Genomic DNA, 23987 nt, shown 5'->3' with positions numbered 1-23987 from the left:
TGGGTGAAAGGTGAAACTATCTTTGTTAAATGTGATATTTGGCGGGATTATTGTGCGTCGTTCCGCTACACTTCTTCGCGTCACCTGCCTCAAACTGTCAACTTTTCATGACAGCCCCCTTCTGAGGCGCTGCAAGTTAGCGTATTATCACTAAAATCAAAACCTGACTAAGGCTCATCGCAATGCGTTTGGAAGTTTTCTGCCAGGACCGCATCGGTCTGGCGCGCGAGCTACTCGACCTGCTGGTTGCGCGCAACATCGACCTGCGCGGTATTGAAATTGCGCCGCTCGGTCGCATCTATCTCAACTTTTCTGCCCTTGAATTCGAACCCTTCAGTACACTGATGGCGGAAATCCGTCGTACACCTGGCGTAACAGATGTGCGCACCGTTAGCTACATGCCCTCTGAGCGTGAACATCGCGCGTTAAGTGCATTACTCATTGCTATGCCGGAGCCGGTGTTCTCTATCGACCTTAAATGCAAGGTGGAACTCGCCAACCCGGCAGCGCAAAACCTGTTTAATCTCGATGAACAGAAGCTGCGTAATCAGAACGCCGCGACTCTGATCACCGGTTTCAATTTCCAGCGCTGGATCGAGAATGAGCGTGTGGAAGCCCAGGCACATCACGTTGTTATTCAGGGCCGTGATTTCCTGATGGAAGCCCGACCAATTTATCTGGCGGAAGAAGAGGGGCAGAGCGATCAGCCCGTCGGCGCAATGATCACGCTGAAATCCACCGCCCGTATGGGCCGTCAGCTGCAAAATCTCACCGTGACGGATGAGTCGGAATTTGACCACATCGTGGCGGTGACGCCAAAAATGCGTCAGGTGATCGATCAGGCTCGTAAACTGGCGATGCACGACGCGCCACTGCTGATTGTCGGCGATACTGGCACCGGCAAAGATATGCTGGCACGCGCCTGCCATCTGCGCAGCGCACGCGGTAAAAAACCTTTTCTGGCGCTTAACTGTGCGTCTCTGCCGGATGATGTGGCCGAGAGTGAGCTGTTTGGTCACGCGGCGGGCGCTTATCCGAACGCGCTGGAAGGCAAGAAAGGTTTCTTTGAACAGGCCAATGGCGGCTCGGTGCTGCTGGATGAGATTGGTGAGATGTCACCGCGCATGCAGACAAAACTGCTGCGCTTCCTCAACGATGGCACTTTCCGTCGCGTGGGTGAAGAACATGAAGTGCATGTGGATGTGCGCGTCATTTGTGCCACGCAGAAGAACCTGATCGAGCTGGTGCAACGGGGTGAGTTCCGTGAAGACCTGTTTTACCGCCTTAATGTACTGACGCTCAATTTGCCGCCTTTACGTGAGCGCCCGCTGGACATCCTGCCGCTAACAGAGATGTTTGTGGCGCGATTTGCCGATGAGCAGGGACTGCCGCGTCCGCGTTTGTCACCGCAGCTGGCACCGTTCCTGACACGCTATAACTGGCCGGGTAATGTGCGGCAGTTGAAAAATGCGCTGTATCGCGCACTGACGCAGCTGGAAGGCTACGAGTTACGTCCTCAGGACATCATTCTGCCTGAGCAGGCGTTAGACGTGACGCTGGGCGAAGAAGCGATGGAAGGTTCGCTGGATGAGATCACCAGCCGCTTCGAACGTTCGGTGCTGACGCGGCTCTACTTGTCTTACCCAAGCACGCGCAAACTGGCAAAACGCCTGGGAGTGTCGCATACCGCGATTGCCAATAAACTGCGAGAATACGGGTTGGGGCAGAAGCGCGGCGAGAGCGAGTAATTTTACAGCGCTTATCTCACTGCCATAAAAAAGGGCGCACTTTATGAAGTGCGCCCTTATCACATCATCTTAATACTTACTTCAGTGCAGCCAGTGCCGCATCATAGTTGGGCTCTTCGGTGATTTCGTTCACCAATTCGCTGTAAATCACTTTGTCGTTTTCATCCAGTACCACTACTGCACGGGCAGTCAGGCCTTTCAGTGGGCCATCAGCAATCGCCACACCGTAATCTTCTTTGAACTCAGCACCGCGCAGCGCAGACAGGGTCACCACGTTGCTCACGTTTTCTGCACCGCAGAAACGAGACTGGGCAAACGGCAGATCGGCAGAGATGCACAGCACCACAGTGTTGCTGGATTCGCCAGAACGCTCGTTGAACTTGCGCACTGATGCCGCGCACACGCCGGTATCAATACTTGGGAAAATGTTCAGAACTTTGCGTTTACCTGCATACTGAGAAAGGGAGACGTCACTCAGGTCCTTTGCGACCAGAGAGAAAGCTTTTGCCTGTTCGCCAGCCTGCGGGAAGTGACCTGCAACCGGGACCGGATTGCCCTGAAAGTGAACATTCTGAGACATACGATTTCCTTTTAGCGATGAAAAAGTCTGGCATTAAGCCTGCCAGAGCAGATATAGCGTTTGTTTATGACATAATTTTGAAGGGTTTACGAGCGCATTTCGTCGCGATAGCAGAAGCACATCGCAATTAAGCCACGGATTTAAGGAGAATTAATGAGAACAGTGAAGAGTTATCCAGAGGCCTGGCCGTTACATTCGCCGTTTGTTATTTCACGCGGCAGCAGGACGGAAGCGCATGTTGTGGTGGTCGAGATTGAACAGGACGGCCTGAAAGGGGTAGGTGAAGGGACTCCTTACGCACGCTATGGCGAAAGTGAAGACTCAGTGCTGCAACAAATTGCCACGCAGTTGCCTGCGATACAAAATGGTATGACGCGAGCGGAGTTGCAACAGGCATTAGCGGCCGGTGCAGCGCGGAATGCGCTTGACTGTGCCTTATGGGATCTGGAACGCCAGCAACAGAATAAAAGTTTGCAGGCGCTGTGCGGTGTTGAGTTGGCAGAGGAAATCATTACGGCGCATACGGTGAGTATCGATACACCGGAAGCGATGGCCAGCAGCGCGTTAGCGTTGTGGCAACATGGTGCGCGCCTGCTGAAGATCAAACTCGACAACCACCTGATCAGTGAGCGTTTGGTGGCGATTCGTACCGCGGTTCCCGAAGCCACCTTGATTGTCGATGCCAATGAGTCCTGGCACGCAGAGGGACTGGCGGCGCGCTGCCAATTACTGGCGGATCTCAACGTCGTCATGCTGGAGCAACCGCTGCCTGCAGCCGAAGACGCCGCGCTGGAGAACTTTGTGCATCCGTTGCCCATTTGCGCTGACGAGAGTTGTCATACACGGGACCAGTTGCCGCAGTTATCAGGGCGCTATGAGATGGTGAATATCAAGCTGGATAAAACCGGTGGATTGACGGAAGCCCTGGCGCTGGCAAAAGAGGCGCGTCAGCAAGGGTTTGCAGTGATGCTCGGCTGTATGCTGTGTACTTCACGGGCGATCCGCGCGGCGTTACCGCTGACACCGATCGCAAAATTCGCCGATCTTGACGGCCCAACCTGGCTGGCTGCCGATGTTGAGCCGTCGCTGCATTTTTCACACGGCGTGCTTAAGCCTGCGGCTGCCAGCGCAGCAGGTTAATCATCGCATCAAGGTACACTTCAGTTGCTTCATCCACTGAAATGGGCGGCATCTCGGCGGTTATGCACAACAAGCCGAGATCGTCGCACCAGCTGCCAAAAGAACCTGGCGTGGCATAGCCCACGCTGCTCACCACCGGTAATTGCGTTTGTTCTGCCAGCCACTGCGCAAGGTGGCTGTGGTGCGGGTCGTCAATGCAGGCCAGAGGCTCATGCCAGGACACCACCCAGCTCGGCTTGATTTGGTGGATCAGCTGACAAAGCGCGCGCGTTTCCGGCTCGGAAGCGGGGCTGCTGCCCGTCGACAGCACCACATCACGCTCATCAGCCGCACTGTTCCAGCGATACACCGTGTCGCCATTTTGCCAGTTGGCGGCCGGGAAATTGCGATTGAGATCGACACCGTTGGCATTGGCACGCAGGCCCAACTGGCATCCATCCGGATTCACCGCCAGCACCACATGATGGCGGCGCAGTGACTCCGGCAGCGTGCGCATCGCACCGGATAAGGTCGCGACGGCAGCATTTTCATCACCGTGTGTGCCGGCAATGATCAATCCGCTATCAGCATCGGCCGCCGGGGCGGGAAACCACAGCAGCGGCGCACCCAGCACCGATTGCCCATATTGTTGCCAGACCGCGTCAAGTTTGCCGCGCAGCGGACGGGGATGGTGTGACGACATGACATTCCTCTCTGAAATCGTGCAAAAGAGCCTGAATTGGGTTGGCGTTCAGGATTAAAAATGTGACCGATAATTCAGCCTCAACATAACGGTAAACAGCAGACAGGGAAATAGCTATATATCAATCAGCAATTTGCGATAGAGTCACCAAAGACGCTGGCGACGCAGACCTCTTCGCAGTCGCCATTTTTTTTGGGTAAAGGAGTGGTGATGACATTAACTTTCCGCATGACGCTGGCCGCCGTAATGATTGCTGGTGTTTTCTCACCGGTGTTTGCCGCTAATGTGCCAGCGGGCGCACAGTTAGCGCCGACACAGGAAATTGTTCGCCATATCAAAGACGAACCCGCCTCGCTGGATCCGATGAAAGCCGTGGGGCTGCCAGAAATTCAGGTGATGCGCGATCTGTTTGAAGGGCTGACCAATCAGGACGCACACGGCAAAATCGTGCCGGGCGTGGCCGAAAGCTGGCACAGCAATGACAACAAAACATGGATCTTCACGCTGCGTAAAGATGCGCGCTGGTCTAATGGCGAACCGGTGACAGCGCAGGACTTCGTTTATAGCTGGCAGCGCCTGGTGGAGCCGAAAAACAGTTCTCCCTTTGCGTGGTTTGCCGCGCTGAGCGGTATCGAAAACGCGGATGCCATCACCAAAGGGCAAATGAGTGCCGATAAGTTGGGTGTCACAGCCACCGATGCCAATCATCTCAAGGTGACCTTGTCACGCCCGGTGCCGTGGTTCCCGAGCATGGTAGCCAATGCCGCGATGTATCCGGTATCGCAGAAGGTGATTGAGCAAAATCCTGATAGCTGGACGTCGCCCGGTAAACTGGTGGGCAACGGCGCCTATCAATTGCAGGATCGCGTGGTGAACGAAAAAATTTGTGTTGGTGCGCAATCAACACTACTGGGACAACAGCCATTCCGTACTCACCAAAGTGACCTTTATCCCCATCAATGAAGAGTCCAGCGCCACCAAACGTTACCGCGCGGGCGATATCGATATCACCGAATCTTTCCCGAAAAATATGTATGCGCTGCTGAAAAAAGAGCTGCCGGGACAGGTGTATACGCCGGATCAGTTGGGCACCTATTATTACGCCTTTAACACCGAAAAGGGACCGACCGCCGATGTGCGCGTGCGTAAAGCGCTGTCATGGAGTATCGATCGCCGCATTATCGCCGAGAAAGTGTTGGGTACCGGCGAAAAACCGGCCTGGCACTTTACACCGGATGTCACCGCAGGCTTTACACCTCAGCAAAGTTATCTGCAACAGCACAGCCAGCAGGAATTGAATGCACAGGCAAAAGCGCTGCTGACGTCGGCGGGCTACGGTCCCGGCAAGCCGCTGCATTTGACGCTGCTGTATAACACCTCGGAAAGCCATCAGAAGATTGCCATCGCCGTGGCGTCGATGTGGAAAAAGAACCTTGGAGTGGACGTTACGCTGCAAAACCAGGAGTGGAAAACCTACATCGACAGCCGCAACAGCGGTAACTTTGACGTGATTCGTGCGTCATGGGTCGGGGATTACAATGAACCTTCCACTTTCCTGAGTTTGCTGACCTCAACACACACCGGCAATATCGCCCGTTTCCACAGCGCGGATTATGATGCGGTGCTGACCAAAGCCAGCATGGAAACCAGCGTGGCTGCCCGCAATACCGACTACAACAAAGCGGAGCAGATCATTGCCGATCAGGCACCGATCGCCCCGATCTACCAATATACCAACGGGCGACTGATCAAACCGTGGGTCAAAGGTTATCCGATCACCAATCCCGAAGATGTCGCCTACAGCCGCGAACTGTGGATCGAAAAGCACTGATATAACGACGCTAATCAGCAGAGTGGTGTGATTGTGTGCGTCTCCATAACCGTAGCAACGGATTAAGGAGACGCATCCAATGACGATGTCGCCGCTCTCGCTTTCTGCGGATGCTCACCTTTATCTTGTCATCTTTGCTCACAGCCTGATGATTGCAACTCGTCTGCGCCACGCTAGACTGTATCGTATTGATTTTGAAAGTGAGGCGAGTCAGTGAACGTCATTGAAGGAAAAGCGTTAAAAGTTTCGGATGCCATTATCTCCTGCCAGCTCGACGGCAAAGGCGGGGTTATCCCGATTGAAGATAAAGATGTCATCAACTGTGAGCGTCCGTGCTGGCTGCATCTGAACTACACCCAACGGCAAAGTGCCGAGTGGCTGCAAAATACCCCGCTGATCCCCGATTCCGTGCGTGATGCGTTAGCGGGCGACAGCATGCGCCCACGCGTCACGCGCCTGGGCGACGGTTTTATGATAGTGCTGCGCAGTGTCAATCACAACGCCGATTCACGACCGGATCAACTCGTCGCCATGCGCGTGTTTATCAACGACAAAGTGATCGTCTCCACGCGTCGCCGCAAAGTGTATGCCATTGACGAAGTGCTGGCTGATTTGCAAAACGGTAACGGCCCGGTGGATGGCGGTAGCTGGCTGGTGGATGTTTGCGATGCGCTCACCGATCACGCCAGCGAATTTATCGAAGAGATGCACGACAAAATTATCGAGCTGGAAGATGCGTTGATGGATCAGCAGGTTCCGGCACGCGGCGAGTTAGCGCTGCTGCGTAAGCAACTGATCGTGATGCGTCGTTATATGGCGCCGCAACGTGATGTATATGCCCGTCTGGCAAGTGAAAAACTGCCGTGGATGAATGATGACGACCGTCGTCGTATGCAGGACGTTGCTGATCGTCTGGGACGCGGACTGGATGACCTCAATGCAGGCGTAGCGCGTACCGGGATTTTGGCCGATGAAGTCGCGTCTTTACTGGCAGAGTCGATGAACCGCCGCACCTATACCATGTCGCTGATGGCGATGATTTTCCTGCCAGCGACATTCCTGACAGGATTGTTTGGCGTCAACCTTGGCGGTATTCCGGGTGGTAGTTGGCCGCTGGGCTTTACCGCGTTCTGCGTACTACTGCTGGTGATGGTGGTGGGCGTGGCGATATGGCTCAAACGACGCAACTGGTTGTAATGTAAGTCTCAGGTTATAAGCGTTAACCCGCTGTTAAATAAGGTGCTGTAAGCAAAAAAGCGGGAAAAACCTGATCGATATCAATAAGTGGATCGCCTAACAGGGGCAAACTCTCTCTCGCAGGTGAATGCAACGTCAAGCGATGGGCGTTGCGCTCCATATTGTCTTACTTCCTTTTTTAGAATTACTGCATAGCACATTTGATTCGTACAACGCCGGCTAATCCGCCGGCTTTTTTTTGCCCGCTTGGCTTGGCTGTGTTTCCTTTCCTATGCTTAAAGGACATTCAGCGATAAGGAGCAGGGCATGCAAGAACTCATTGCCAGCGATCCCATTCCAACCGATCCGCCACCGATTCCAGAACCGATTCCTCATCCGCAGCCAATTCCGGAACCCGATCCTCCCTACGATCCCGAGTTTCCACCGATCATCGATCCGCCACCTCACCGGTAATAAAAAAGGCGCAGAGCCGAAGCGCTGCGCCTTAATTAGAATCGTCTACAAATTACTTAATTTCTAACACATCCAGTCGCACGCTCATTTCCGGCGCGTCTTCTTCGTCCGGCTGCCAGCCCGCAGGTTTCACCGGCAATGTTTCGCGATCAAAGCCAATATCGCCGCCGTCGACCACTTCATCGCCGTGCTGAATGCCTTTGAAGTCGAACAAATTAATGTCCGCCATGTGGGAAGGCACAATGTTCTGCATCGCACTGAACATGGTTTCGATACGGCCCGGATAGCGTTTATCCCAGTCACGCAGCATATCCGCGACGACCTGACGCTGCAGGTTCGGCTGTGAACCGCACAGATTGCACGGAATAATCGGATACTGGCGCGCTTCAGCGAAGCGGATGATGTCTTTTTCGCGGCAATAGGCCAGCGGACGAATGACAATATGTTTACCATCGTCACTCATTAGCTTTGGTGGCATACCTTTCATTTTGCCGCCGTAGAACATGTTCAGGAACAGGGTTTGCAGGATATCGTCGCGATGATGGCCCAGCGCAATCTTGGTACAGCCTAATTCGGTAGCGGTGCGGTAAAGGATCCCGCGACGCAGACGTGAACAGAGCGAACAGGTGGTCTTGCCTTGCGGAATCTTCTCTTTAACGATGGAGTAAGTATCTTCGTCAACGATTTTATACTCGACACCCTGTTCTTCCAGATACGCTGGCAGAATATGTGCCGGGAATCCTGGCTGTTTTTGGTCGAGGTTGACCGCCACCAGTGAGAAGTTCACCGGCGCGCTCTTCTGCAAACTGCACAAAATTTCCAGCATGGTGTAGCTGTCTTTACCGCCAGACAGGCAGACCATGATGCGATCGCCTTCTTCAATCATGTTGAAATCAGCAATGGCCTCGCCCACGTTACGACGCAGACGCTTCTGAAGCTTGTTCAGGTTGTACTGCTCTTTTCTTGTTACTTCTTGATTATCATGCATTATTTACTGTCTCAGAAACCAAAAGGGGCATACAGGGGGGCAACTGTTATCAGATAGCCAGTTTGCTGTTGAGCATGTCAACCTGTTCGCCATTCATCTCTTCAATCCATGTCGCGTAGATTTCATATACCATCTGCGCGTTTTCATGCCCCATCTGATTCGCTATGAATGACGGGTTGGCGCCAGCCGACAAAAAGCCAGCAGGCAAAAGTATGTCGCGTATGGTACGGATTACGGCGACGAATTCCAGCTCCAATCTGATTATTAATTTGAATTTTCAACGTCCGGCTCTGAAGCTGTTTTGGCGTTGAGCTTAAAAAGCAATCTTTCTGCTTCTGCTAAAATTTTGTCTGAAAGCATGAAAATACACAATTAGAAGGATAGACAATGGCAAACGCAGAGCTGACCCCAAATAAAGGTTCGGATAAGATCGAACATAAACTTATTCTTCAGAGTGGGACAGCATGGAATAAGCAGCCTTATGAAGCGTATTCCAAAGGCAAGCCACTCATTTCGGTAATGCGCATGTCTTTACCTCCTGATAGCGAGCTGCCCTGGCACACACATGCCATGCCTAACACGGCATACGTCCTGTCGGGACAGTTGACAATTGAAGACATGAATACAGGCGCCACATATCGCGTTAATGCGGGTGAGGCGATCAATGAAACGGTAAATAGCGCACACCGCGGGTATACGTCTGAACAGGGGGCTGAACTGGTAATTTTTTACGCAGGAGTTGAAGGTCAGGAGCTTTCAGAACCTCTTCCTGGAGAGAAACCTGAATACCAGGCCTGATTTAAAAGACCACAGTACTCAGAATTTTGCCGTCCATTTTGGTGAGGGTTGTGTTGCACCGACCCGTCGAACTCATTTCATATTCGAATTTGCCGGGCATCACACCTGAAAACAATAGTGCGGCTAATTAGCTAAGCACGCGTCGGTACAGGCGTACCCTGGTGGAAAATCAGAGACCACTGGCCCTCTTTCGAAAGTAGCCAGTAAGAGGAACGTAATGCAGGTCGGCTCCCGTCAGCATCAGACGTACGGTAAAGAAGTATCGCGCAACTTTCATTTATTTCGGTTAACCGGAAATTGCTGCTTATGATTGGACTTGCAGTTTTCTCGCTCAATAGCGACATGATCGTGTCTGAGCGATCGACCATCATGCCTGAACGTGTAATCTCCCGGAATTCAGGATGAAGAAGATGCTCGAGCCAATCCCGGTCGTTGCGTTTGTCACCGTGAAGGCTGCATTCAAGCAACATGAGCTTTTCAAGGAGCATTCTAATTAACCCTTAATGATCTGACAGGACGTTTTTTTTGCATTGAAAGGGTGTCAATGAGTTATCGCGCCGCTCATTGGGCAGAAAAGTACTACTCTTTGTAGAAGTTATCATAATTCTAACTGGAGGATATGTATGGAAAATATACCGACGCGCGCGCCAACCAGGGGCATAAACCATGTAGGGCTTACCGTTCCCGACCTGCAACAGGCAACTGAATTTTTACAGAAGGCGCTGGACGCTAAATTTGTCTATAACGGCCTAACAGAGCATGATCATCCACGACAGGGAGCAGATACAGAGAAACAATTAGGCTTAAGCTCCGGGACAATGATTATCAAGCAGCGCTTGCTACGGATTGGTAATGGTCCAAATCTCGAGCTTTTTGAGATAAAAAGTGAAGAACAGGAGCAACCTGTAAGGCTGCAGGATATTGGCTGGAATCACATCTCTCTTTATGTGGACGATATAAATTATGCGGTGGAAAGGGTCAGGGCAGCGGGAGGAAGGTTTCTTTCAGAAATACATGGTAACTCCCGTCATGAAGATACCGAAAATAATGCTAGCGTATACTTTCAGGCTCCGTGGGGCAGCCTGATTGAACTTCAATCAATACCGAATGGTTACTATTATCCCGATGATAGCGAAGCAGAGACATGGATACCTGCGCCGTAGTCATCATCTCAGGTAAGGGTGCTTAGCTAAACCTGCGCCCATTCACGCAGCACGTGTCTTAAAACTGGCAAACACTTAACCATAGCTGACTTACGCACTGTGTCAGCTATGTAGCTAGCCCCTCTTACTTTCATCATCAGATGTCTCTTCTGAGTTATGCTCAGATCAGCAGTTTATTGACTCACATTGCTATTACATCTCGTTATTAACTTGCTTTTACTTATGCTAGTTAATACTTTATTAGATTAGTCACCTAATCATTAATGATGCCAGACATTTAATTAAGTCGTTTACATAAGCGTTGAGAAATTTCGATCCCTTAACGTCATAAGTGAGAGTTAAACAATAGAAAACTCTAAGGTACCTCTTATCTACCATTATTATAAATAAATGATGAGATTGTTACATGCTGCAAGGTAATCCAAATATTTCTATTATTTAGAGAGGTTGAGAAAAGTTCCAACATTGAGTTGCATATTTGAATAGGCATAACCTATCGGGTAAATAATATGGCCGGGGAGGTTAATGCTATAATACTATCGTAGTAAACAATGTTCTCTAATTCATAAGCGAGGTACAAACGTGTTGTACAGCGAAGACATGACCGGTCACGCAATTATTGGTGAAGCAGCAGTCAATCTAGCCGTGCGTGAACAGGATATAACCGTCGATGCGCTTATCTCTGAATTGGCCGCGATGCTTAAGGCAGACAGTAGTCACTCAAGAGAGTTGTCAATCAGGGAAGCCATCAAGTGGTTGCGAGGACACCGTAGTATTAGCGCTAAATCTACTGGTGAAGATAGGTGGCTTTTACCAGATGCAGGCCATTCAGGCACTGCATCACAGGAAAGTACCTTACGCTTGATGGCAGATGACGATGACTTAAGATAACCACATACTGTGGCGGCAGGTAAGGTAATGCCTGTCGCTTTCGTATGTGTCAGTGCCAGGGTTTTAATTACCCAAATAGCTGCTTTTTCTGAATCTGCGCTTGCTCGCTCCGCAATACATTTACTGACATATACTTCACTATAGCGGCAGTATTTATGACTGCAGGACTATAATCTTCAACCTTTAATCCAGCCAATGCGCAATTTAAACCAACGCGAATCGCGCGAGCATTCAGGGATCATCACAGCATGAGAGAAACCAATACGGTTGCACACATACAGGCATGCCTTATGGTTAAAGGTGACCGTTATGCATTACAGAAAGAAACGCTGGACGACATTATCCACAACCTTATTTATATAGGGTCACCGGTGAATAACAAAACCATTATGCGGCATATCATGAATCAGCTCATGGTTGAAAATAACGCCGAAAGGCAGGAAATCCTGCGCGTTCTGCTCCAGTTGATCGTGGGATATACGCCGGACGATCCCGGTGTCTGAAAGCGGCTGGCGCCGCATAATTTCAGTTGAGTTTTTTTGCCAGTAACCTGATAGCCCGCTCACAGGAGTCGCGCATTATTTTGTCCGGGGCGGACTCCTTCAGGCGCCAGAGGGCAGCGATGAGTTCATGCACATGTACGGTCCCGCTGGGACGCAGCAATTGCTTCAGCGCGACAGCCACAGCCTGGTGCATAAGGTTCTCTATTTCATTTCCGTTTTTCAGATGCGCTCCGCTTATTGGGGATATATACAGTGTATCGCGATAAGCGGTGCTGATAAACATGCGCGGAAAAAAACAGTCTGATAGCAGTTCAATCAGTAAAGGGATTTCCGGTCAGGTGGAATATCGTGATTGCCGCCAGGTGCTTCGTCTTCATGACCTGGCAGCGGTATAGCTACATCATGAATAAAATGTTCTGACATAGTTCTTCCCGTCACCTTTAAATAGATGACATTAAGTTTAGCTGCGTTACTTTACTGAGTGTGAATCATTATCCGTAATGTGACTTAGGATTAAAAAAGTTCATCGCGCATGAAGTGTGAGCGTAGAGTCCCGCGTATCAGACATGTTGTCATCGATACACAGACGACAGATGGAGGCCCAAACATTCATACGTTGCGATGCAATCTGATAGGCGTGCCTATAGGTGAGGGCAGACCCCAGAAATTGACGCTCTGGATGATCTTCCAGGCATACGCATCCTCTGGCGTGTAACTGGTAATGCTGTCCTGCATTGAGAAGGTAATAAAACCGGGACATACGTGTTTCCTTCTGGTTAAAAGAGATACTGTATGCTGGGATGTCAGGTAGTGAAATTCATTTTTTATAAGCGATTTAAGCCGGTACTACCGAAGGGTGTCGTCCCTGACAGGTTCTCCGGCCGGTGCACGCCTGGGCGAGACCGGTGAGGTCATCTTCATCGTCGTCTTCCGGCCAGAGCCGGACTACGTCCTTTGGCGTCAGTTCTTCTCGTCGTTCAGGTCTGCAAAAGTCTGCAGGTACGGCAGATACCGGACAGCCTGTTCAGGCTCATTGAAGCTTTTCAACCAGCTTCTGGCTTCCGAAATTTCCGTGAGCCTGTTATCGCTGCCGCCGGCTTTTGCCATGCGTCCAAGCTCAGAAATAAGCGAATGCACGCTTATCTCTTTTTCACCCAGCGCAAGACTTAATGCCGCTTCGCCAATAATGACGTGCCCTTTCCCGTCGTGATGATTAGACAAATTAGCTACCTCCGTTTCACGTTGATGACAGCCTCACGTCACAAGTAGTCGCAGATGGTGAAAGTGCCCGTAGGTTATTCTGAAAAAAGCTGAATTCGTAATAATTTGTATCAATTGCTGAGTTTATTGGGCCCTTTATGCAAAAAAATCCACTTAAGTAATCCACGAAGAATTAACCGTGGCCGGATAAATTTATTTTCTGACAATTAAATCAGGCTGTTCAATCCGTCAGATTTTGCATGCGTTAATGTGGACGTGTGCTGCCGGTAACCTTGAGCCTTTCGCGGCGCGCAGGTTGAGTACTGTTAATAAGGATTTTGGGTAAACGCATGCAGGAGGCGCTCAAATCGAAAGATATTACTTTGCGTACAAATGCTTCGCTACTATGCGTACTGGCTTTGTGAAGCGCGGCACCCGCATGAATTAATACCTGTGTTGAGGACAAAAAGGCTTAATGATGTCTACGTCGTTTAAGTCGCGGTGCGGTGAGAGTGACTACCGGTCCGGTTTGAGAATGGTCAGCCAACTGCTATGGTGCCCGTGACAATCTGCGGTAATAGGGAGCCAGAAATGCTTACAACAATTATTTACCGAAGCCATCTTGCCGATGAGGTACCCATAAGCATCCTGCCGGGTATGGTGGAGAAATCCAGCCTGCTCAACGCCCGGCATCAGGTTACGGGGATCTTGCTCTTTAACGGCACGCACTTCTTCCAGATTCTTGAGGGCCCGGAGGAGGGCGTACTGGACATTTATGGTCGTATCTGCGCCGACCGGCGTCACCACAATGTGGTTGAGCTGATGCGCGACTACTCACCGTCGCGCCGCTTCGGCAACCATGGAATGGAGCTGTTTGACCTGCGCCGCCATGACAGTGGCAGTGTGCTGCAGGCGGTGCTTGACCGCGGCACGTCTAAATATCGTCTGACATACGACGATCGGGGCCTGCAGTTCTTACGCACCTTCGTGGAAGCCCGTGAGAAAGAAAACTACTTCGAGGTTTTGCCCGCTGACTATTGGGACTTTGTACCGGATGAGAACGGTCCCCCGTTCCCGGCGGTGGGCGTCACCTTCCGCCCGGTGGTTGATCCTCTGGGTCGTAAGGTCACAGCCATCGAGGCCATACCCGATGAAGCCCCGGATGGACTGACCGGCGAGGCGCTGTATGCGTATAACCTAAGCGTCGTCACAGAGGCGCTGAACAAGGCAGGCAGATCGTGTCCCGACGACATCATGTTATACGTCAGCATATTGCCCATGACGCTGGTTAATCTTGCGGATGCCGTTAGCCGGCTCATTAACGCAATTGACCGTGCTGAGCTGGTGCCGCAGCAAATAATACTCGGCGTCAGTGAAACAGAGGTTATCTCTCAGCTGGAATCATTCACTCAGGCGGTACGCCAACTGAAGCAAGCCGGTATCAGTATCTCTATCGACAACTTTGGTGACGGTTCGGCAGGACTGTCTCTGCTGGCGCACGTCCAGCCGGACCGCGTGCGCATCGGCGCAGCGATCGTGCGCAATATTCACCGCAGCGGTCCCCGTCAGGCGGTGGTACACGCAGTGCTTCGCTGTTGTTCAGCGCTGGAGATAAACGTCATTGCAGCGGGTATCGAACAGCCTGAGGAATGGATGTGGCTGGAGGCGGCTGGTGTCACTGATTTCCAGGGTGCCCTGTTCACTGCAAAAGGCGCGGCCGTTGCCTGGCCGGAGACCCGAGAGGCTGTTTGAGATACAGGAAAGAAAAGGGCCCAAAGCGGGCCCAACAGGATTAGGAGGTTGCGGTAAGGTTGGTTGCTGGCTGCTCGGCCATGACAGCCGTTATTTGTGCCTTCTCATACCGCAAAGTTCTGCCACGATTCGCTTTTTCAAGCCAGCTAATGAAATGCGTCATCATTGCGGAAGCGTGTTGTGTGTCGGGCGTGCGATAAATAAGCAGCCGGCTTTTGGTCTGGTTTGTGCAGTCGATGGCATAAATCTCAATACCGGTATCACGTTGCTCGCTTTCAATTGCTGTGAAATGCATGCGAGGCCAGCGGTTTAACCTCAGCATAAACTCACTTAGAATCATCTTTTTCGCCTTTGTTATTTTAGAGTTGGAAGACTTTTTTCACTGGTCTGCCCAGCGTAGAACTGGTTGCGGACTCTGCAAGCTAACGGCACATTATTATTCGTAAAAATTTCGTAAAGGCAGCGGGTTAAAAGACTTATCAACACCGCAGACGTCTATAGCATGAACCTGAGGTGCGTATCCGGCAATCCGCTGGCGGGCTATCAGTGCAAAAGGGAATAACTGAGAGGGGAGTCAGTAATGCTCAGTGAAGATCGTTTGAATCAAATCGCAGAAAATCAGGGCAGCTATGAAGCGGAAGCTGTGGCCATGGCGCTGGAGATCCTGCAACTGCGGCGTATGCTAGGTGCCCCCTGGGCCGTGGTGCAACCGCTGGGCGAGCTTTACGTTGAGGACGGGAACGCGGCTATGATCTGGCCGGCAAGCCTGGCGGAGCGGGGCGACGTCTGCCTGTATCGCCTTGAAAAGCCTTCACAGGTGGCGGCAGCCTCATCGCCCGTAGCAAAGCAGCGCGGCCGCAGAAAGAAATTACCGGCGCTGGAGTAAGGTACCTTCAGCACAGCTTAGCTCTGCTGGACTCCCCTGACGTGACGCGTGTTAACACTGCCGCGTAAATGTTTTCTATAGGTATCCTTCCCGTTCATGTTCGGGCCAGCTGCACTGTGCTAAGCTCTGCGCCCAAAACCTGCTGCCGGATAACCCCATGAAAAATGATTTTGAAGATAAAATGGCCGACATTATGCTTGGCGAAGCCGTCACGGCGCTGCTGGATGAGGACGTGGCCATTAGCTGGGCGGCCCTGACGGATCGCTTACGATCGGCCATTGAAATTGAAACGGACGAAGATCGGATTCGCGCAGGTCTGCGCGCTATTGAAGAAGTACGGCGGGAAATGCATATTCGTAATGGTGAAAAGACAGGGGGGGAAAGGGTTGCCGGATTGACAGAGCAGAAGCTTCACTGACTCCATGGGGGGCTGCGGTATCTGATACTGCCCCTTTCTGTTATACTGTACACTCATCCACCTTACGGACGGAGGTCATATGAATGATGACACCACCGCCGAAGATATCTACGCCGTTATCGGAACGGTAGTGGCTCGCCTTCTTAAGCCGGACCAGCACCTCACTCTCCACGAGATTACCAGCGCCCTGCACAGCATGAGTGAAGTGGTCGGCACTGCCGGAATGCGCCTAAGCTGCGAACGCGCCATCAGGCTTCTGGCAGAGCAAATGCACTGACTTTCAGATTCCTCCTGTTCTGACATACATCCTGGCTCACTGACGGTGATGTGCCACACTATGAAGTGTTAAACTTTTAAGCCGGGAGAAGCCAGTGAAAGTCTGGATTGTTGTAAGTCTTGCCGCCGCTATCAGCTGCTCCGTGTGGGCTTCGCAGGGGGGATTTGACTCCCCGGCTGCGATGGCCGCCGCGCACGTCACGCAGCAGAATTAATTTCAAAAACCTTCATCGTCAGGCGTTTTGCCCACCACGATTTCCAGCGCGCTGCGCAGTATGTCAAGCTCACCCACATCTGTCGTGCTCTCCAGCTCGGCGATCAGATAAAGTATAATCGCTTTGCTGGTCACCTTTTTACCATGTATGACGATGTCGCGGATAACTGCGTCCAGCACGGCAGTTTCTGCGGCCAGCTCGTCGCCGCAGCTACGGAAGTGCTGAATGATGCTTGCTTCTGTAGAGGTGTGTTGTTCATTAAGCTGCATAGTGTTATCCGTCAGGCCCTGCGGGCTAAAGTGACCAGGCTTATAGCCTGAAATAAATAACGGCCACCCCTTGGGTAGCCACATCCTGCGGGCGTCCTGCCACTTTCCGAAAATACGGAGATTCGTCCTGGGTTAATCGGCTACTATTATTTCTTTGTACTACTACCCGATCCATTAAGGGCACCCAATGCCAGCACTGCTGCATCACGGCCTTCCCTGGACTGTATAAATTCCGTCTGCACCTCGCCCAGCGCCAAGGCTATAGCTTCTCGCCTGTCCGGAGTCGTCTCACTGCTATCCATAGCCCGGAGCTGTCGAGCCACGCTGTCTGCGCTGATTCCGTCTTCGATGCTCAGCAGCGTTACCACGGCCTCACCCAGGACGACATCGGCAAGGCGTATTAAATCTTTATTTTTCATACCCGCATCTTCAGGTTAATGCCCTCCAGGCAGGGTAGCAGGACAACTATTCCGGGCGGTCCTGAATGCACGCTGCGGGCATCACCTGCTTACAGCGAAAAAACTCAGCGTTCAAACAGCATGCCGATTAGTGTTTGATAATGACGCTCTTCTTCCTGATTTGCCGCCACTTCAAGGCGGCGCAGCAGTTTGGTGCAGATGGCCTTGCGGTTAAGGTTCTTGCCTGCGCGCAGAATTTCAACGACAATCTGCCCCAGCGTTTCCTGCTGGGTCGGCGCCGATGCCTTGCTGAAGTAATGCGCAATGTCGCTGGCGGAGTCCGGGAATTTCGTAACGTTCTGACGCATGGTGAACCTCTCAATGGTTGAAATGTAGTCGGCTCTGTCTGACAGTAAAGTTATACAACTAAATCAAACTTGTACAGCAATTGTGTTGTTGTACAACTTTTATTTTTGTGCAAAAAATGCTTCCAATTATTATTCAGTAAGTTAGATGAGTATCTGTGCGCAAATAATGAGTGAATGATTCAATGGAAAGGTTGTACAACAGGAAGGATGTTCAGATGAGATGTCATTAAAGATGCCTGCCCGGTATGTCGCGGACAGGCGGAAACTATTTAGTGCGGTGAGGTGCGGCCCGCTCCGGTGACCCATCTCAGCTCGTCCCGGTTGCCCGGTAATGATTTAAACCCACGAAGCCAGCGCTTCGCCCCTCTTATCTGCACGCAGCGCAAAGGATCTTCTTCAGCTGCGGCCATATCAGCCAGTTCCCGGATAAGTGAATTAACGGTGATATCCGTATTATTCATCGCCAGGTGAACCGCAGCCTCGCCAATAATCAGCTGGTTTCCGTTATGAAAGTCTTCAAACATGTTCAGCTCACTCTCAGTCTTATAGCGGTATTTCAGTGTAGTGGTTTAATGCAATGAAGTCCTCTTCCGTATCATTATTTTCAGCGCATTGTCCGGCCAGCCTGAAATAAAAGCTTCCGTCAGAAGATAAAAACATCATGAATTCAGATGCCTGACAGGCTATCAGGGTTAACCGTCGGAAAATACTGAATAAAATTTAAGTGTTACCTGAAATCGATTTCATCTAAAGGAATCGGGGTAATATGAGATTTAATTTCATCCGAGGATTGAAAGTGTTACGGCTAACCATCTGTCAGGCTGTAAGGTTAACCCTTTAAAAGTTCGAGACGGGCGAGAAAAAAATTACTGAGAAAAACGCGGAGATTATTCTGCATCAGAATCAAAAAGTATTTAGGAAATGAAGATTCCCTAAATAAGCGCGCCGGGATGTAATATTAGCCTCGTCGCGCGTATGTTCAGCTCAATTAAATTTTAGATTTGGAACCCCGGCGGTTGATAAGTCCGCCCTTACGGCCGGCCTCGCGTGCGCGGTCGGGACAGTTTTTAAAGTTGCCGCCGCTGGCGGCGCCGCCTTTACTCCCTGCTTCGGAGGCACGTGCGGGATCGGCCGCAAAGTTTCCAGCACCACCGCGTCTTGTTGTTGTCATGATGTCTTCCTCAGTTAAAAGATGTCCTGCATTTCAGGCAGTTAAATTGTGGCACGTCGGCACAGGACTGCCTGAGTTCGGCACGCTTTTTTTCAGGAATACGACGGCGGACACGAGTTGCAGGACGGCTGTATCTGAAATGAGCGCCTGACAGCGCGTGCGGCTTGCCATTTCATGGTAATGCGCCAGGCTTTGTGCGCGGAACGGTGCGTGACAACCCTCCGATGGAGAGCTGTTTCGCGGCCGTGCCGTTCCGCAACTGTGTCAGTTCCGCGCAGCGTTAGGGGCTGTGTGCTAACAACACCCCGTCTCCACAGATGACTTTCAGGCTGGACGCCCCAGCAGAAAGGCGGGCCAGCGGTCTCAAAATGCCAGCCAGCTGCGTACCGGGTACAGGCAGCCCGATTCACCTGTGCCGTCCCACACGTACACGTGGTGCTCCGGGTCGCGCAGGGCCCAGGCTACCATTCTCATCCACATCACTTCTGCCGCGTTGGTCTGCGCGCTGTCGGTAATGATGATCGACCAGCGAGGCAGCAAATTGCAGAAAACTCGTCGTGCCAGGCCATGCAGCGTATACTAATGCAGCGGCTGGCTTTTGCGCCATATCTTTACCTATATGCTGGCTTGCTAGGGCGAGGTGTAGTCTTCATTGTCATCCAGTCACCGCATAGACGGTTTCCGGCTAGGGCTCCTGTGTGTACAGCCTGAACTGCCGTTCTGCTGCGTACTGCCATAGGGAATAGCCGTACAAGATTAATAGGGCAGCGTAAAGGCTTTGCATCGCCGGCAAGAAATACCCGGGTATCGGCCCGGTTGGTGTCTTCCGGATTCAGTACCTGACTGAAGATGTTATCGTGCAGGGTAATGGGCATGCTGTCGTCCGCCGCTATTATTTTTATCTATGAGCTTCCCTGATAACCGGAGCGTAAATTTAACTTTATGAATTTAATGAAGTAATGCCAGGTTTTGTTTAAAGAATTTAGCACTGCCGGATTACTGCTGTACACGCGCCATTACATCGGTTATTTTGCGCCCGAACTTATTCACTCCATACGGGTATTTCATGCGACAGGACGGACTACCACCTGTTAAAGATGCCGGGCTCACCGGTTACTTCAGCCAGGTTACCCATCCCTGCCAGATTGCGCTGCTGGGCCGCATTACCGTTGAGATCCTGCGACAGGAGCGCCGGCTGACTCGGACTGCTGTGTGCCTGAAAATGATAGCGCGGCTTGACGCGACCAGTGATGAAACCGAGGCGGCACATCTGATGGTTCTGCTCAGGATGCTTTTTAATCGCTAAGTCTGGGGAGGACTGCCGACAGGGTGCCGGTTAAAGTATCCTTGCCGAAAAAGGAGAGCGGCAACCGGAATGCCGTGCAGTCCCGGCGTATAACAACGGTTCTAAGGTGCCGGTTACAAATAAACCAGACCTCATCGCGATCGTTGGAAAGAATGAAATAGGCGTCCGACGTTTCCGACGGATTAAAACACCCTAGCGCCCGATAGGCGGTAGTTAGGTTGAACCCGCTCAGCATCGGCAGCGGCCGCGGGCCGCCCGGCAACTCTTCCACCCTTAGATACAGACCCTCTTCCATCCAGAGCATGGCCACCTCCGTAGCGCTTTTACATTCTTCAACATAGGTAAGTTCCCCGGTGTCTCCCGGTGACTCCAAAAAGCCGCAGTCAGAATCGCTTCTGCCTGCCAAATGCCTTTAACATATCGCCTATATAAAGCGGGTTCTCCGAATTATGATCATAGCACCTACGTCGACTTTGTTTTTTTAAGCACACGAGATTCACTCTGTACGATTTAGGCGGCCATCATCGGCCGAAACCACAAAAAGCAGATACCGATTTTCCGTTTATCTTAAAATTGAATTTGTCTTTGCGATAAGGGGAAAGGCAGTCCATATTTTAAGCCAGCTAAAATGGAGAATGTATGAACTGGATTGATTATGAAGTTGAAAAGCCCGCAGACGGCCAGGTAGTTGCAATATGTACGGATGAAGGGGTAGGAAGCGGAAAATATGAGGCATCATTTGAAAATTTCACCCAAATTCTTATGCCGGGGGACGCTACATTCAGGCAATATCGCGTATCGCATTGGTTTCCTTTACCAGACAGCCATGGAGTGGGGAAGCAATAGCCACTTCTTAAGTGCAAAAAAAATCCCGGGACAATTCCCGGGAAAAAATTCTGTTTCCATTTCACCCAAAGCCGGAACTATTCCAAGCCCGATTGAGGGTAGGCCAAAATACTGGTTTATTCAAAAAAATATTTGTCCTGATTAGAATCTTTCTCTAAAAGTCCGCAAGAGCACTCTGTTCAAAGATATTTTGTGTAATCCGCATACAGCCTGCATAAGAATCACCCTAATTTGCCAGCCATAATTAATGCGGGCATTCCTATTATAAATATTGGCTGTGGAATGAAGCAGGTGTTGGGCTTAACTCTTTCAGGTAAAATTCACTATTCAGTGCTTATCAGAAGTGCATAGTCGCCGAGATTAGTGGGTTATGGCTAGCGTTGGGATGTGCACGATAGCTTTTTAAACCCCTTTCAAAAAGGATTGTATGCTTACAACGAATGAGGTTTTACACACTTATTTGAGTGGGTAGGGCAAGTATTCAGTACAAGTGAGTGATTAAAAAATCGCCATAAAGAATTATAGGGGTGGATAGAATTAAAAAAATATTCTAAACCTATAGTTAAAGGTATCGTGTCGAGTGAATACTCGGCAACGTGTTCATAATTATTACTATTCGCACCTGAGTGATTGATACACATGAACGTCATTCCAATGTCTTACAGCACCAGTACAGTTTACCGTCGTTTTGAAATGCTCGGCACCATTGAGCATGAACCGGGCCGTATGTGGATCCTGTTTGATGAGAAGCTCTATTTTTCTGCAGTCGTATGTTCTGTACCTACGATGCAGGGTAACGTCGCCCGGCACAAAATCATAGCAACCATGGATTGTACATGTGACCTGACAGGCAGACTCACACTCGAACGCTATTGGCAGTCTGAAAAACTGTCCAGAGAAGTCGACCTTTCTGAACCAATCATCAGGGCTCTTTCAGAAAAGAAAGGTCTGTGGATGAAGCCGGTGAGCGTAGCCTGAATTGAATGAGCCTCGATTTAACCAATCTGAACTAACAGCATTTAAATCCGTAGTGTTAGTTAGTATTTTACACTCTTTACTTCAGCATACTTATCCTCAGGTTCCAAACAATAAGCGAATATTCATCTCGTAGCATAATAATCAGGATATGCATATGCTCATAATCAAAAAAATAGCGAAAAGGGAGTATTACGAATTGCTCTGTGAAGGAACGCAGTTAGTCTGCTTCACAACAAATAGTTACGTCCAACTTAATAGACCTGCTTAATACTCTCTGGAACGACCAATCGCCAGCAACAAGGTAACATCATAATTTTAAGGTCTTTACTGCATCGCATGGAGATTGACTCATAAAAAAGATCAAAACCGGAATCCTCACTGGCATATCTTTTTTGCATTTCGTGGGGTATGAGTACAATTCTGAAGCAGATTGCTAGAAACCATCTATTATTGAACAGTTAGTAAAATTTTTTTCCAAAAGAGGGATCAGTAATGAATAAAAAAGGCATAGGTTTCCTGTTAATTGCTTCAGCATTTGCAGTTTCAGTCGCGGGATGTTCTTCAAATCAGGCTATCAAAACCACAGACGGTCGTACAATCGTTACAGACGGTAAACCTCAAATTGACAGTGATACGGGTTTAGTATCTTACAAAGATGCACAGTCAGGAAGAACTGAACAAATCAACCGCGACAAAATCACCAATATGAGTGAATTAAATAATTGATAAGGATTAGTTCATGAAAAAAATTATTTTTTCATCATTAGCCGCGATTATCGCGCTGTCAGCGTTAACGGGCTGTACCCGGACAAGCTATGCTATCCATACTAATGATGGCAAAACTATTGTCAGCGATGGTAAGCCTACAGAGACTGATGCAGGATTGCTAGGTTACACTGATGCCAACGGTGTTAAGCAACAGATCAATAAGCAGGAAGTCAAAGAAGTATCAGAAATTCCACATTAATCAAAAAAACACCGTCACCTCTGGCGGTGTTTTTACATTCCTAGTTACAATGTAAAAATACTTCCCAGACTATTAAAAATTAAGCCTTTCCGACATTGGATTCAATTCAAAGCTGAATCAGGTATCAATCTGCTAAAAAAACATTACAACAATGAACAGAGGAGATTTGAAGGAGTAGGTTTAACTGGAATTTGTTAAATTTACCTAATAAATGTAGATTTTGAGTGAAACTATCATCAAAATATTAAGTCCAAACAAGGATTTTTTGTGGCCGATTATTAAATTTAGTCAAGTAATCATACAAGGTCTTGGTTACTCAGTGATTAAATGAGAGGTAAGTGTTGTGTGATTGGAATGGATTGAAAAAATAATCGGAATTCTGTGAGGTATGTCAATTATTTAAAATTTAGTTAAATATGACCTGATTTCATTAAGGCCACTCTGGTCATATGATCTATAGTTTATGAACTATTAGTTAATTTTTTGGAAAAAAAATGAATATTCATTATCTTGATGAAGGCGGTGAAAATATTCAAAGGGTAGTATTACCCCCAACAGAGATTATGATTGGTGAACTGGTGCATGAATTGCTGCGTGAACGCCGTTGTGTCAACAGACGTGCCATGATTTCGCGACTATTGTTAAGGCTTGAAAATGTTATATGTCCAATGGAAGCAATATATTATGCCGAAATTCTTAATCTGTTTGAGCAAAAATAGCTTGGTTTATTCTCGATAGTTCTTTGGTTGGTCTACTTTCTGGGGGCGTATTTACAATAATCGGTACTATTTTACTGGTAATTAACTAATAAAGATGTGTATGGCTATCTCTGAATACTTTATAAAATACAATGATCTATAGATTTTAACTGGAGTTTCGTTTTCCCTGACAGGTGCTTTTAAACGCATTTGCGGCCAGATTAAAGTCATATTCATCCAATATTTCTCTCCCGCGCGGAGTAAG

Annotated in this window: 31 protein-coding genes and 2 pseudogenes; 20 read left to right on the top strand and 13 right to left on the bottom strand. The window is 49.8% G+C overall.

The window, feature by feature from the left end; genetic code table 11:
- Positions 1-182: 182 nt before the first annotated feature.
- Positions 183-1748 (top strand): transcriptional regulator TyrR, encoded by a 1566-nt coding sequence (tyrR, locus tag QMZ65_RS01535; RefSeq protein ID WP_034821366.1) that lies wholly within the window; start codon positions 183-185, stop codon positions 1746-1748.
- A gap of 76 nt (positions 1749-1824) precedes the next feature.
- Here the strand turns inward: tyrR and tpx are convergent, their stop codons facing one another.
- Positions 1825-2328 carry a thiol peroxidase gene (gene tpx, locus QMZ65_RS01530; protein ID WP_034821364.1) on the bottom strand — a complete coding sequence of 168 codons (504 nt, stop codon included), beginning with the start codon at positions 2326-2328 and terminating at the stop codon, positions 1825-1827.
- 153 nt (positions 2329-2481) lie between these two features.
- Between tpx and ycjG the strand changes: the two genes are divergently transcribed.
- Positions 2482-3468: an L-Ala-D/L-Glu epimerase gene (gene ycjG, locus QMZ65_RS01525; protein ID WP_283215258.1), complete on the top strand. Its 987-nt coding sequence runs from the start codon at positions 2482-2484 to the stop codon at positions 3466-3468.
- On the opposite strand, the gene mpaA is transcribed toward ycjG, so the two are convergent.
- The gene (gene mpaA, locus QMZ65_RS01520; protein WP_160833589.1) at positions 3437-4150 is read right to left on the bottom strand and encodes a murein tripeptide amidase MpaA; all 714 of its coding nucleotides are present in this window, start codon (positions 4148-4150) and stop codon (positions 3437-3439) included. The genes ycjG and mpaA overlap by 32 nt on opposite strands.
- Before the next feature lie 210 nt (positions 4151-4360).
- On the opposite strand from mpaA, the pseudogene QMZ65_RS01515 reads away from it, so the two are divergent.
- The 4 genes and pseudogenes from QMZ65_RS01515 to QMZ65_RS01500 all read left to right on the top strand — a co-directional run bounded on the left by QMZ65_RS01515 (position 4361) and on the right by QMZ65_RS01500 (position 7631).
- Positions 4361-5981: pseudogene (locus tag QMZ65_RS01515) on the top strand (peptide ABC transporter substrate-binding protein).
- 79 nt (positions 5982-6060) lie between these two features.
- Positions 6061-6198 carry a hypothetical protein gene (locus QMZ65_RS01510; RefSeq protein WP_176505718.1) on the top strand — a complete coding sequence of 46 codons (138 nt, stop codon included), beginning with the start codon at positions 6061-6063 and terminating at the stop codon, positions 6196-6198.
- Positions 6195-7178 (top strand): zinc transporter ZntB, encoded by a 984-nt coding sequence (zntB, locus tag QMZ65_RS01505; protein WP_034821343.1) that lies wholly within the window; start codon positions 6195-6197, stop codon positions 7176-7178. Before QMZ65_RS01510 ends, zntB begins: the two co-directional genes overlap by 4 nt.
- Positions 7179-7484: 306 nt before the next feature.
- Positions 7485-7631: a hypothetical protein gene (locus tag QMZ65_RS01500; protein WP_167347098.1), complete on the top strand. Its 147-nt coding sequence runs from the start codon at positions 7485-7487 to the stop codon at positions 7629-7631.
- A 52-nt stretch (positions 7632-7683) separates the two neighbouring features.
- Here the strand turns inward: QMZ65_RS01500 and ttcA are convergent, their stop codons facing one another.
- Positions 7684-8619, bottom strand: coding sequence for a tRNA 2-thiocytidine(32) synthetase TtcA (gene ttcA / locus QMZ65_RS01495; RefSeq protein WP_283215257.1), 936 nt, complete (start codon positions 8617-8619; stop codon positions 7684-7686).
- Positions 8620-8668: 49 nt separating this feature from the next.
- Positions 8669-8870, bottom strand: a pseudogene (locus QMZ65_RS01490) (tyrosine-type recombinase/integrase); the annotation flags it as partial.
- A 136-nt stretch (positions 8871-9006) separates the two neighbouring features.
- Between QMZ65_RS01490 and QMZ65_RS01485 the strand changes: the two are divergent.
- Positions 9007-9417, top strand: coding sequence for a cupin domain-containing protein (locus tag QMZ65_RS01485; protein ID WP_160833587.1), 411 nt, complete (start codon positions 9007-9009; stop codon positions 9415-9417).
- Between the two features lie 131 nt (positions 9418-9548).
- Here the strand turns inward: QMZ65_RS01485 and QMZ65_RS01480 are convergent, their stop codons facing one another.
- The gene (locus tag QMZ65_RS01480; RefSeq protein ID WP_306439520.1) at positions 9549-9887 is read right to left on the bottom strand and encodes a nuclear transport factor 2 family protein; all 339 of its coding nucleotides are present in this window, start codon (positions 9885-9887) and stop codon (positions 9549-9551) included.
- A gap of 153 nt (positions 9888-10040) precedes the next feature.
- Between QMZ65_RS01480 and QMZ65_RS01475 the strand changes: the two genes are divergently transcribed.
- The 3 genes from QMZ65_RS01475 to QMZ65_RS01465 all read left to right on the top strand — a co-directional run bounded on the left by QMZ65_RS01475 (position 10041) and on the right by QMZ65_RS01465 (position 11974).
- Positions 10041-10580: a VOC family protein gene (locus QMZ65_RS01475; protein WP_283215256.1), complete on the top strand. Its 540-nt coding sequence runs from the start codon at positions 10041-10043 to the stop codon at positions 10578-10580.
- A 582-nt stretch (positions 10581-11162) separates the two neighbouring features.
- Positions 11163-11471, top strand: a complete 309-nt coding sequence (locus tag QMZ65_RS01470; protein ID WP_097117030.1) for a hypothetical protein — start codon at positions 11163-11165, stop codon at positions 11469-11471.
- Between the two features lie 290 nt (positions 11472-11761).
- Entirely contained in the window at positions 11762-11974 is a 213-nt protein-coding gene (locus QMZ65_RS01465; protein ID WP_283215255.1) for a biofilm development regulator YmgB/AriR family protein, read from the top strand.
- A gap of 960 nt (positions 11975-12934) precedes the next feature.
- Here the strand turns inward: QMZ65_RS01465 and QMZ65_RS01460 are convergent.
- Entirely contained in the window at positions 12935-13195 is a 261-nt protein-coding gene (locus QMZ65_RS01460) for a hypothetical protein (protein WP_097117033.1), read from the bottom strand.
- A gap of 570 nt (positions 13196-13765) precedes the next feature.
- Between QMZ65_RS01460 and QMZ65_RS01455 the strand changes: the two genes are divergently transcribed.
- A complete protein-coding gene (locus QMZ65_RS01455; protein WP_283215254.1) occupies positions 13766-14926 on the top strand; it encodes a diguanylate phosphodiesterase in 1161 nt (386 codons plus the stop codon).
- A 40-nt stretch (positions 14927-14966) separates the two neighbouring features.
- On the opposite strand, the gene QMZ65_RS01450 is transcribed toward QMZ65_RS01455, so the two are convergent.
- Positions 14967-15266: a hypothetical protein gene (locus tag QMZ65_RS01450; RefSeq protein WP_097117035.1), complete on the bottom strand. Its 300-nt coding sequence runs from the start codon at positions 15264-15266 to the stop codon at positions 14967-14969.
- 240 nt (positions 15267-15506) lie between these two features.
- Here QMZ65_RS01450 and QMZ65_RS01445 point away from each other — a divergent pair, with 240 nt between their 5' ends.
- From QMZ65_RS01445 to QMZ65_RS01435, 3 genes are all read left to right on the top strand, one after another.
- Positions 15507-15812 carry a hypothetical protein gene (locus QMZ65_RS01445; RefSeq protein WP_160867412.1) on the top strand — a complete coding sequence of 102 codons (306 nt, stop codon included), beginning with the start codon at positions 15507-15509 and terminating at the stop codon, positions 15810-15812.
- A gap of 157 nt (positions 15813-15969) precedes the next feature.
- Positions 15970-16230, top strand: coding sequence for a hypothetical protein (locus tag QMZ65_RS01440; RefSeq protein ID WP_283215253.1), 261 nt, complete (start codon positions 15970-15972; stop codon positions 16228-16230).
- A 79-nt stretch (positions 16231-16309) separates the two neighbouring features.
- The gene (locus tag QMZ65_RS01435; RefSeq protein ID WP_160833581.1) at positions 16310-16507 is read left to right on the top strand and encodes a hypothetical protein; all 198 of its coding nucleotides are present in this window, start codon (positions 16310-16312) and stop codon (positions 16505-16507) included.
- A gap of 216 nt (positions 16508-16723) precedes the next feature.
- On the opposite strand, the gene QMZ65_RS01430 is transcribed toward QMZ65_RS01435, so the two are convergent.
- The 5 genes from QMZ65_RS01430 to QMZ65_RS01410 form a co-directional block, all read right to left on the bottom strand.
- Entirely contained in the window at positions 16724-16990 is a 267-nt protein-coding gene (locus tag QMZ65_RS01430) for a biofilm development regulator YmgB/AriR family protein (RefSeq protein WP_097117039.1), read from the bottom strand.
- A gap of 146 nt (positions 16991-17136) precedes the next feature.
- Positions 17137-17409 carry a hypothetical protein gene (locus QMZ65_RS01425; protein WP_097117040.1) on the bottom strand — a complete coding sequence of 91 codons (273 nt, stop codon included), beginning with the start codon at positions 17407-17409 and terminating at the stop codon, positions 17137-17139.
- Positions 17410-17513: 104 nt separating this feature from the next.
- Complete coding sequence (gene ycgZ, locus QMZ65_RS01420; RefSeq protein ID WP_039328007.1) at positions 17514-17756, bottom strand: regulatory protein YcgZ; 243 nt, start codon at positions 17754-17756, stop codon at positions 17514-17516.
- Positions 17757-18025: 269 nt separating this feature from the next.
- Positions 18026-18280 carry a hypothetical protein gene (locus QMZ65_RS01415; RefSeq protein WP_160833580.1) on the bottom strand — a complete coding sequence of 85 codons (255 nt, stop codon included), beginning with the start codon at positions 18278-18280 and terminating at the stop codon, positions 18026-18028.
- A gap of 464 nt (positions 18281-18744) precedes the next feature.
- Entirely contained in the window at positions 18745-18927 is a 183-nt protein-coding gene (locus QMZ65_RS01410) for a con-10 family general stress protein (protein ID WP_097117042.1), read from the bottom strand.
- Positions 18928-19993: 1066 nt separating this feature from the next.
- Between QMZ65_RS01410 and QMZ65_RS01405 the strand changes: the two genes are divergently transcribed.
- The gene (locus QMZ65_RS01405; protein WP_160867407.1) at positions 19994-20233 is read left to right on the top strand and encodes a biofilm development regulator YmgB/AriR family protein; all 240 of its coding nucleotides are present in this window, start codon (positions 19994-19996) and stop codon (positions 20231-20233) included.
- On the opposite strand, the gene QMZ65_RS01400 is transcribed toward QMZ65_RS01405, so the two are convergent.
- Positions 20223-20537, bottom strand: a complete 315-nt coding sequence (locus tag QMZ65_RS01400) for a hypothetical protein (RefSeq protein WP_283215252.1) — start codon at positions 20535-20537, stop codon at positions 20223-20225. The genes QMZ65_RS01405 and QMZ65_RS01400 overlap by 11 nt on opposite strands.
- A gap of 335 nt (positions 20538-20872) precedes the next feature.
- On the opposite strand from QMZ65_RS01400, the gene QMZ65_RS01395 reads away from it, so the two are divergent.
- The 5 genes from QMZ65_RS01395 to QMZ65_RS01375 all read left to right on the top strand — a co-directional run bounded on the left by QMZ65_RS01395 (position 20873) and on the right by QMZ65_RS01375 (position 23743).
- The gene (locus QMZ65_RS01395) at positions 20873-21079 is read left to right on the top strand and encodes a hypothetical protein (RefSeq protein WP_097117045.1); all 207 of its coding nucleotides are present in this window, start codon (positions 20873-20875) and stop codon (positions 21077-21079) included.
- A gap of 639 nt (positions 21080-21718) precedes the next feature.
- Positions 21719-22057 carry a hypothetical protein gene (locus QMZ65_RS01390; RefSeq protein WP_141398996.1) on the top strand — a complete coding sequence of 113 codons (339 nt, stop codon included), beginning with the start codon at positions 21719-21721 and terminating at the stop codon, positions 22055-22057.
- A gap of 492 nt (positions 22058-22549) precedes the next feature.
- A complete protein-coding gene (locus QMZ65_RS01385; protein WP_097117047.1) occupies positions 22550-22783 on the top strand; it encodes a YgdI/YgdR family lipoprotein in 234 nt (77 codons plus the stop codon).
- Between the two features lie 13 nt (positions 22784-22796).
- The gene (locus QMZ65_RS01380) at positions 22797-23024 is read left to right on the top strand and encodes a YgdI/YgdR family lipoprotein (RefSeq protein ID WP_160833575.1); all 228 of its coding nucleotides are present in this window, start codon (positions 22797-22799) and stop codon (positions 23022-23024) included.
- A 494-nt stretch (positions 23025-23518) separates the two neighbouring features.
- Positions 23519-23743, top strand: a complete 225-nt coding sequence (locus tag QMZ65_RS01375) for a hypothetical protein (protein ID WP_141398997.1) — start codon at positions 23519-23521, stop codon at positions 23741-23743.
- Positions 23744-23987: the final 244 nt, after the last annotated feature.

Origin of the sequence: Pantoea sp. EABMAA-21 (assembly GCF_030053335.1) — a bacterium.
GTDB classification, from domain to species: domain Bacteria; phylum Pseudomonadota; class Gammaproteobacteria; order Enterobacterales; family Enterobacteriaceae; genus Pantoea; species Pantoea communis.
Note: the sequence above shows the minus strand (reverse complement) of the source record. Positions and strands in the feature narration are given on the sequence as shown.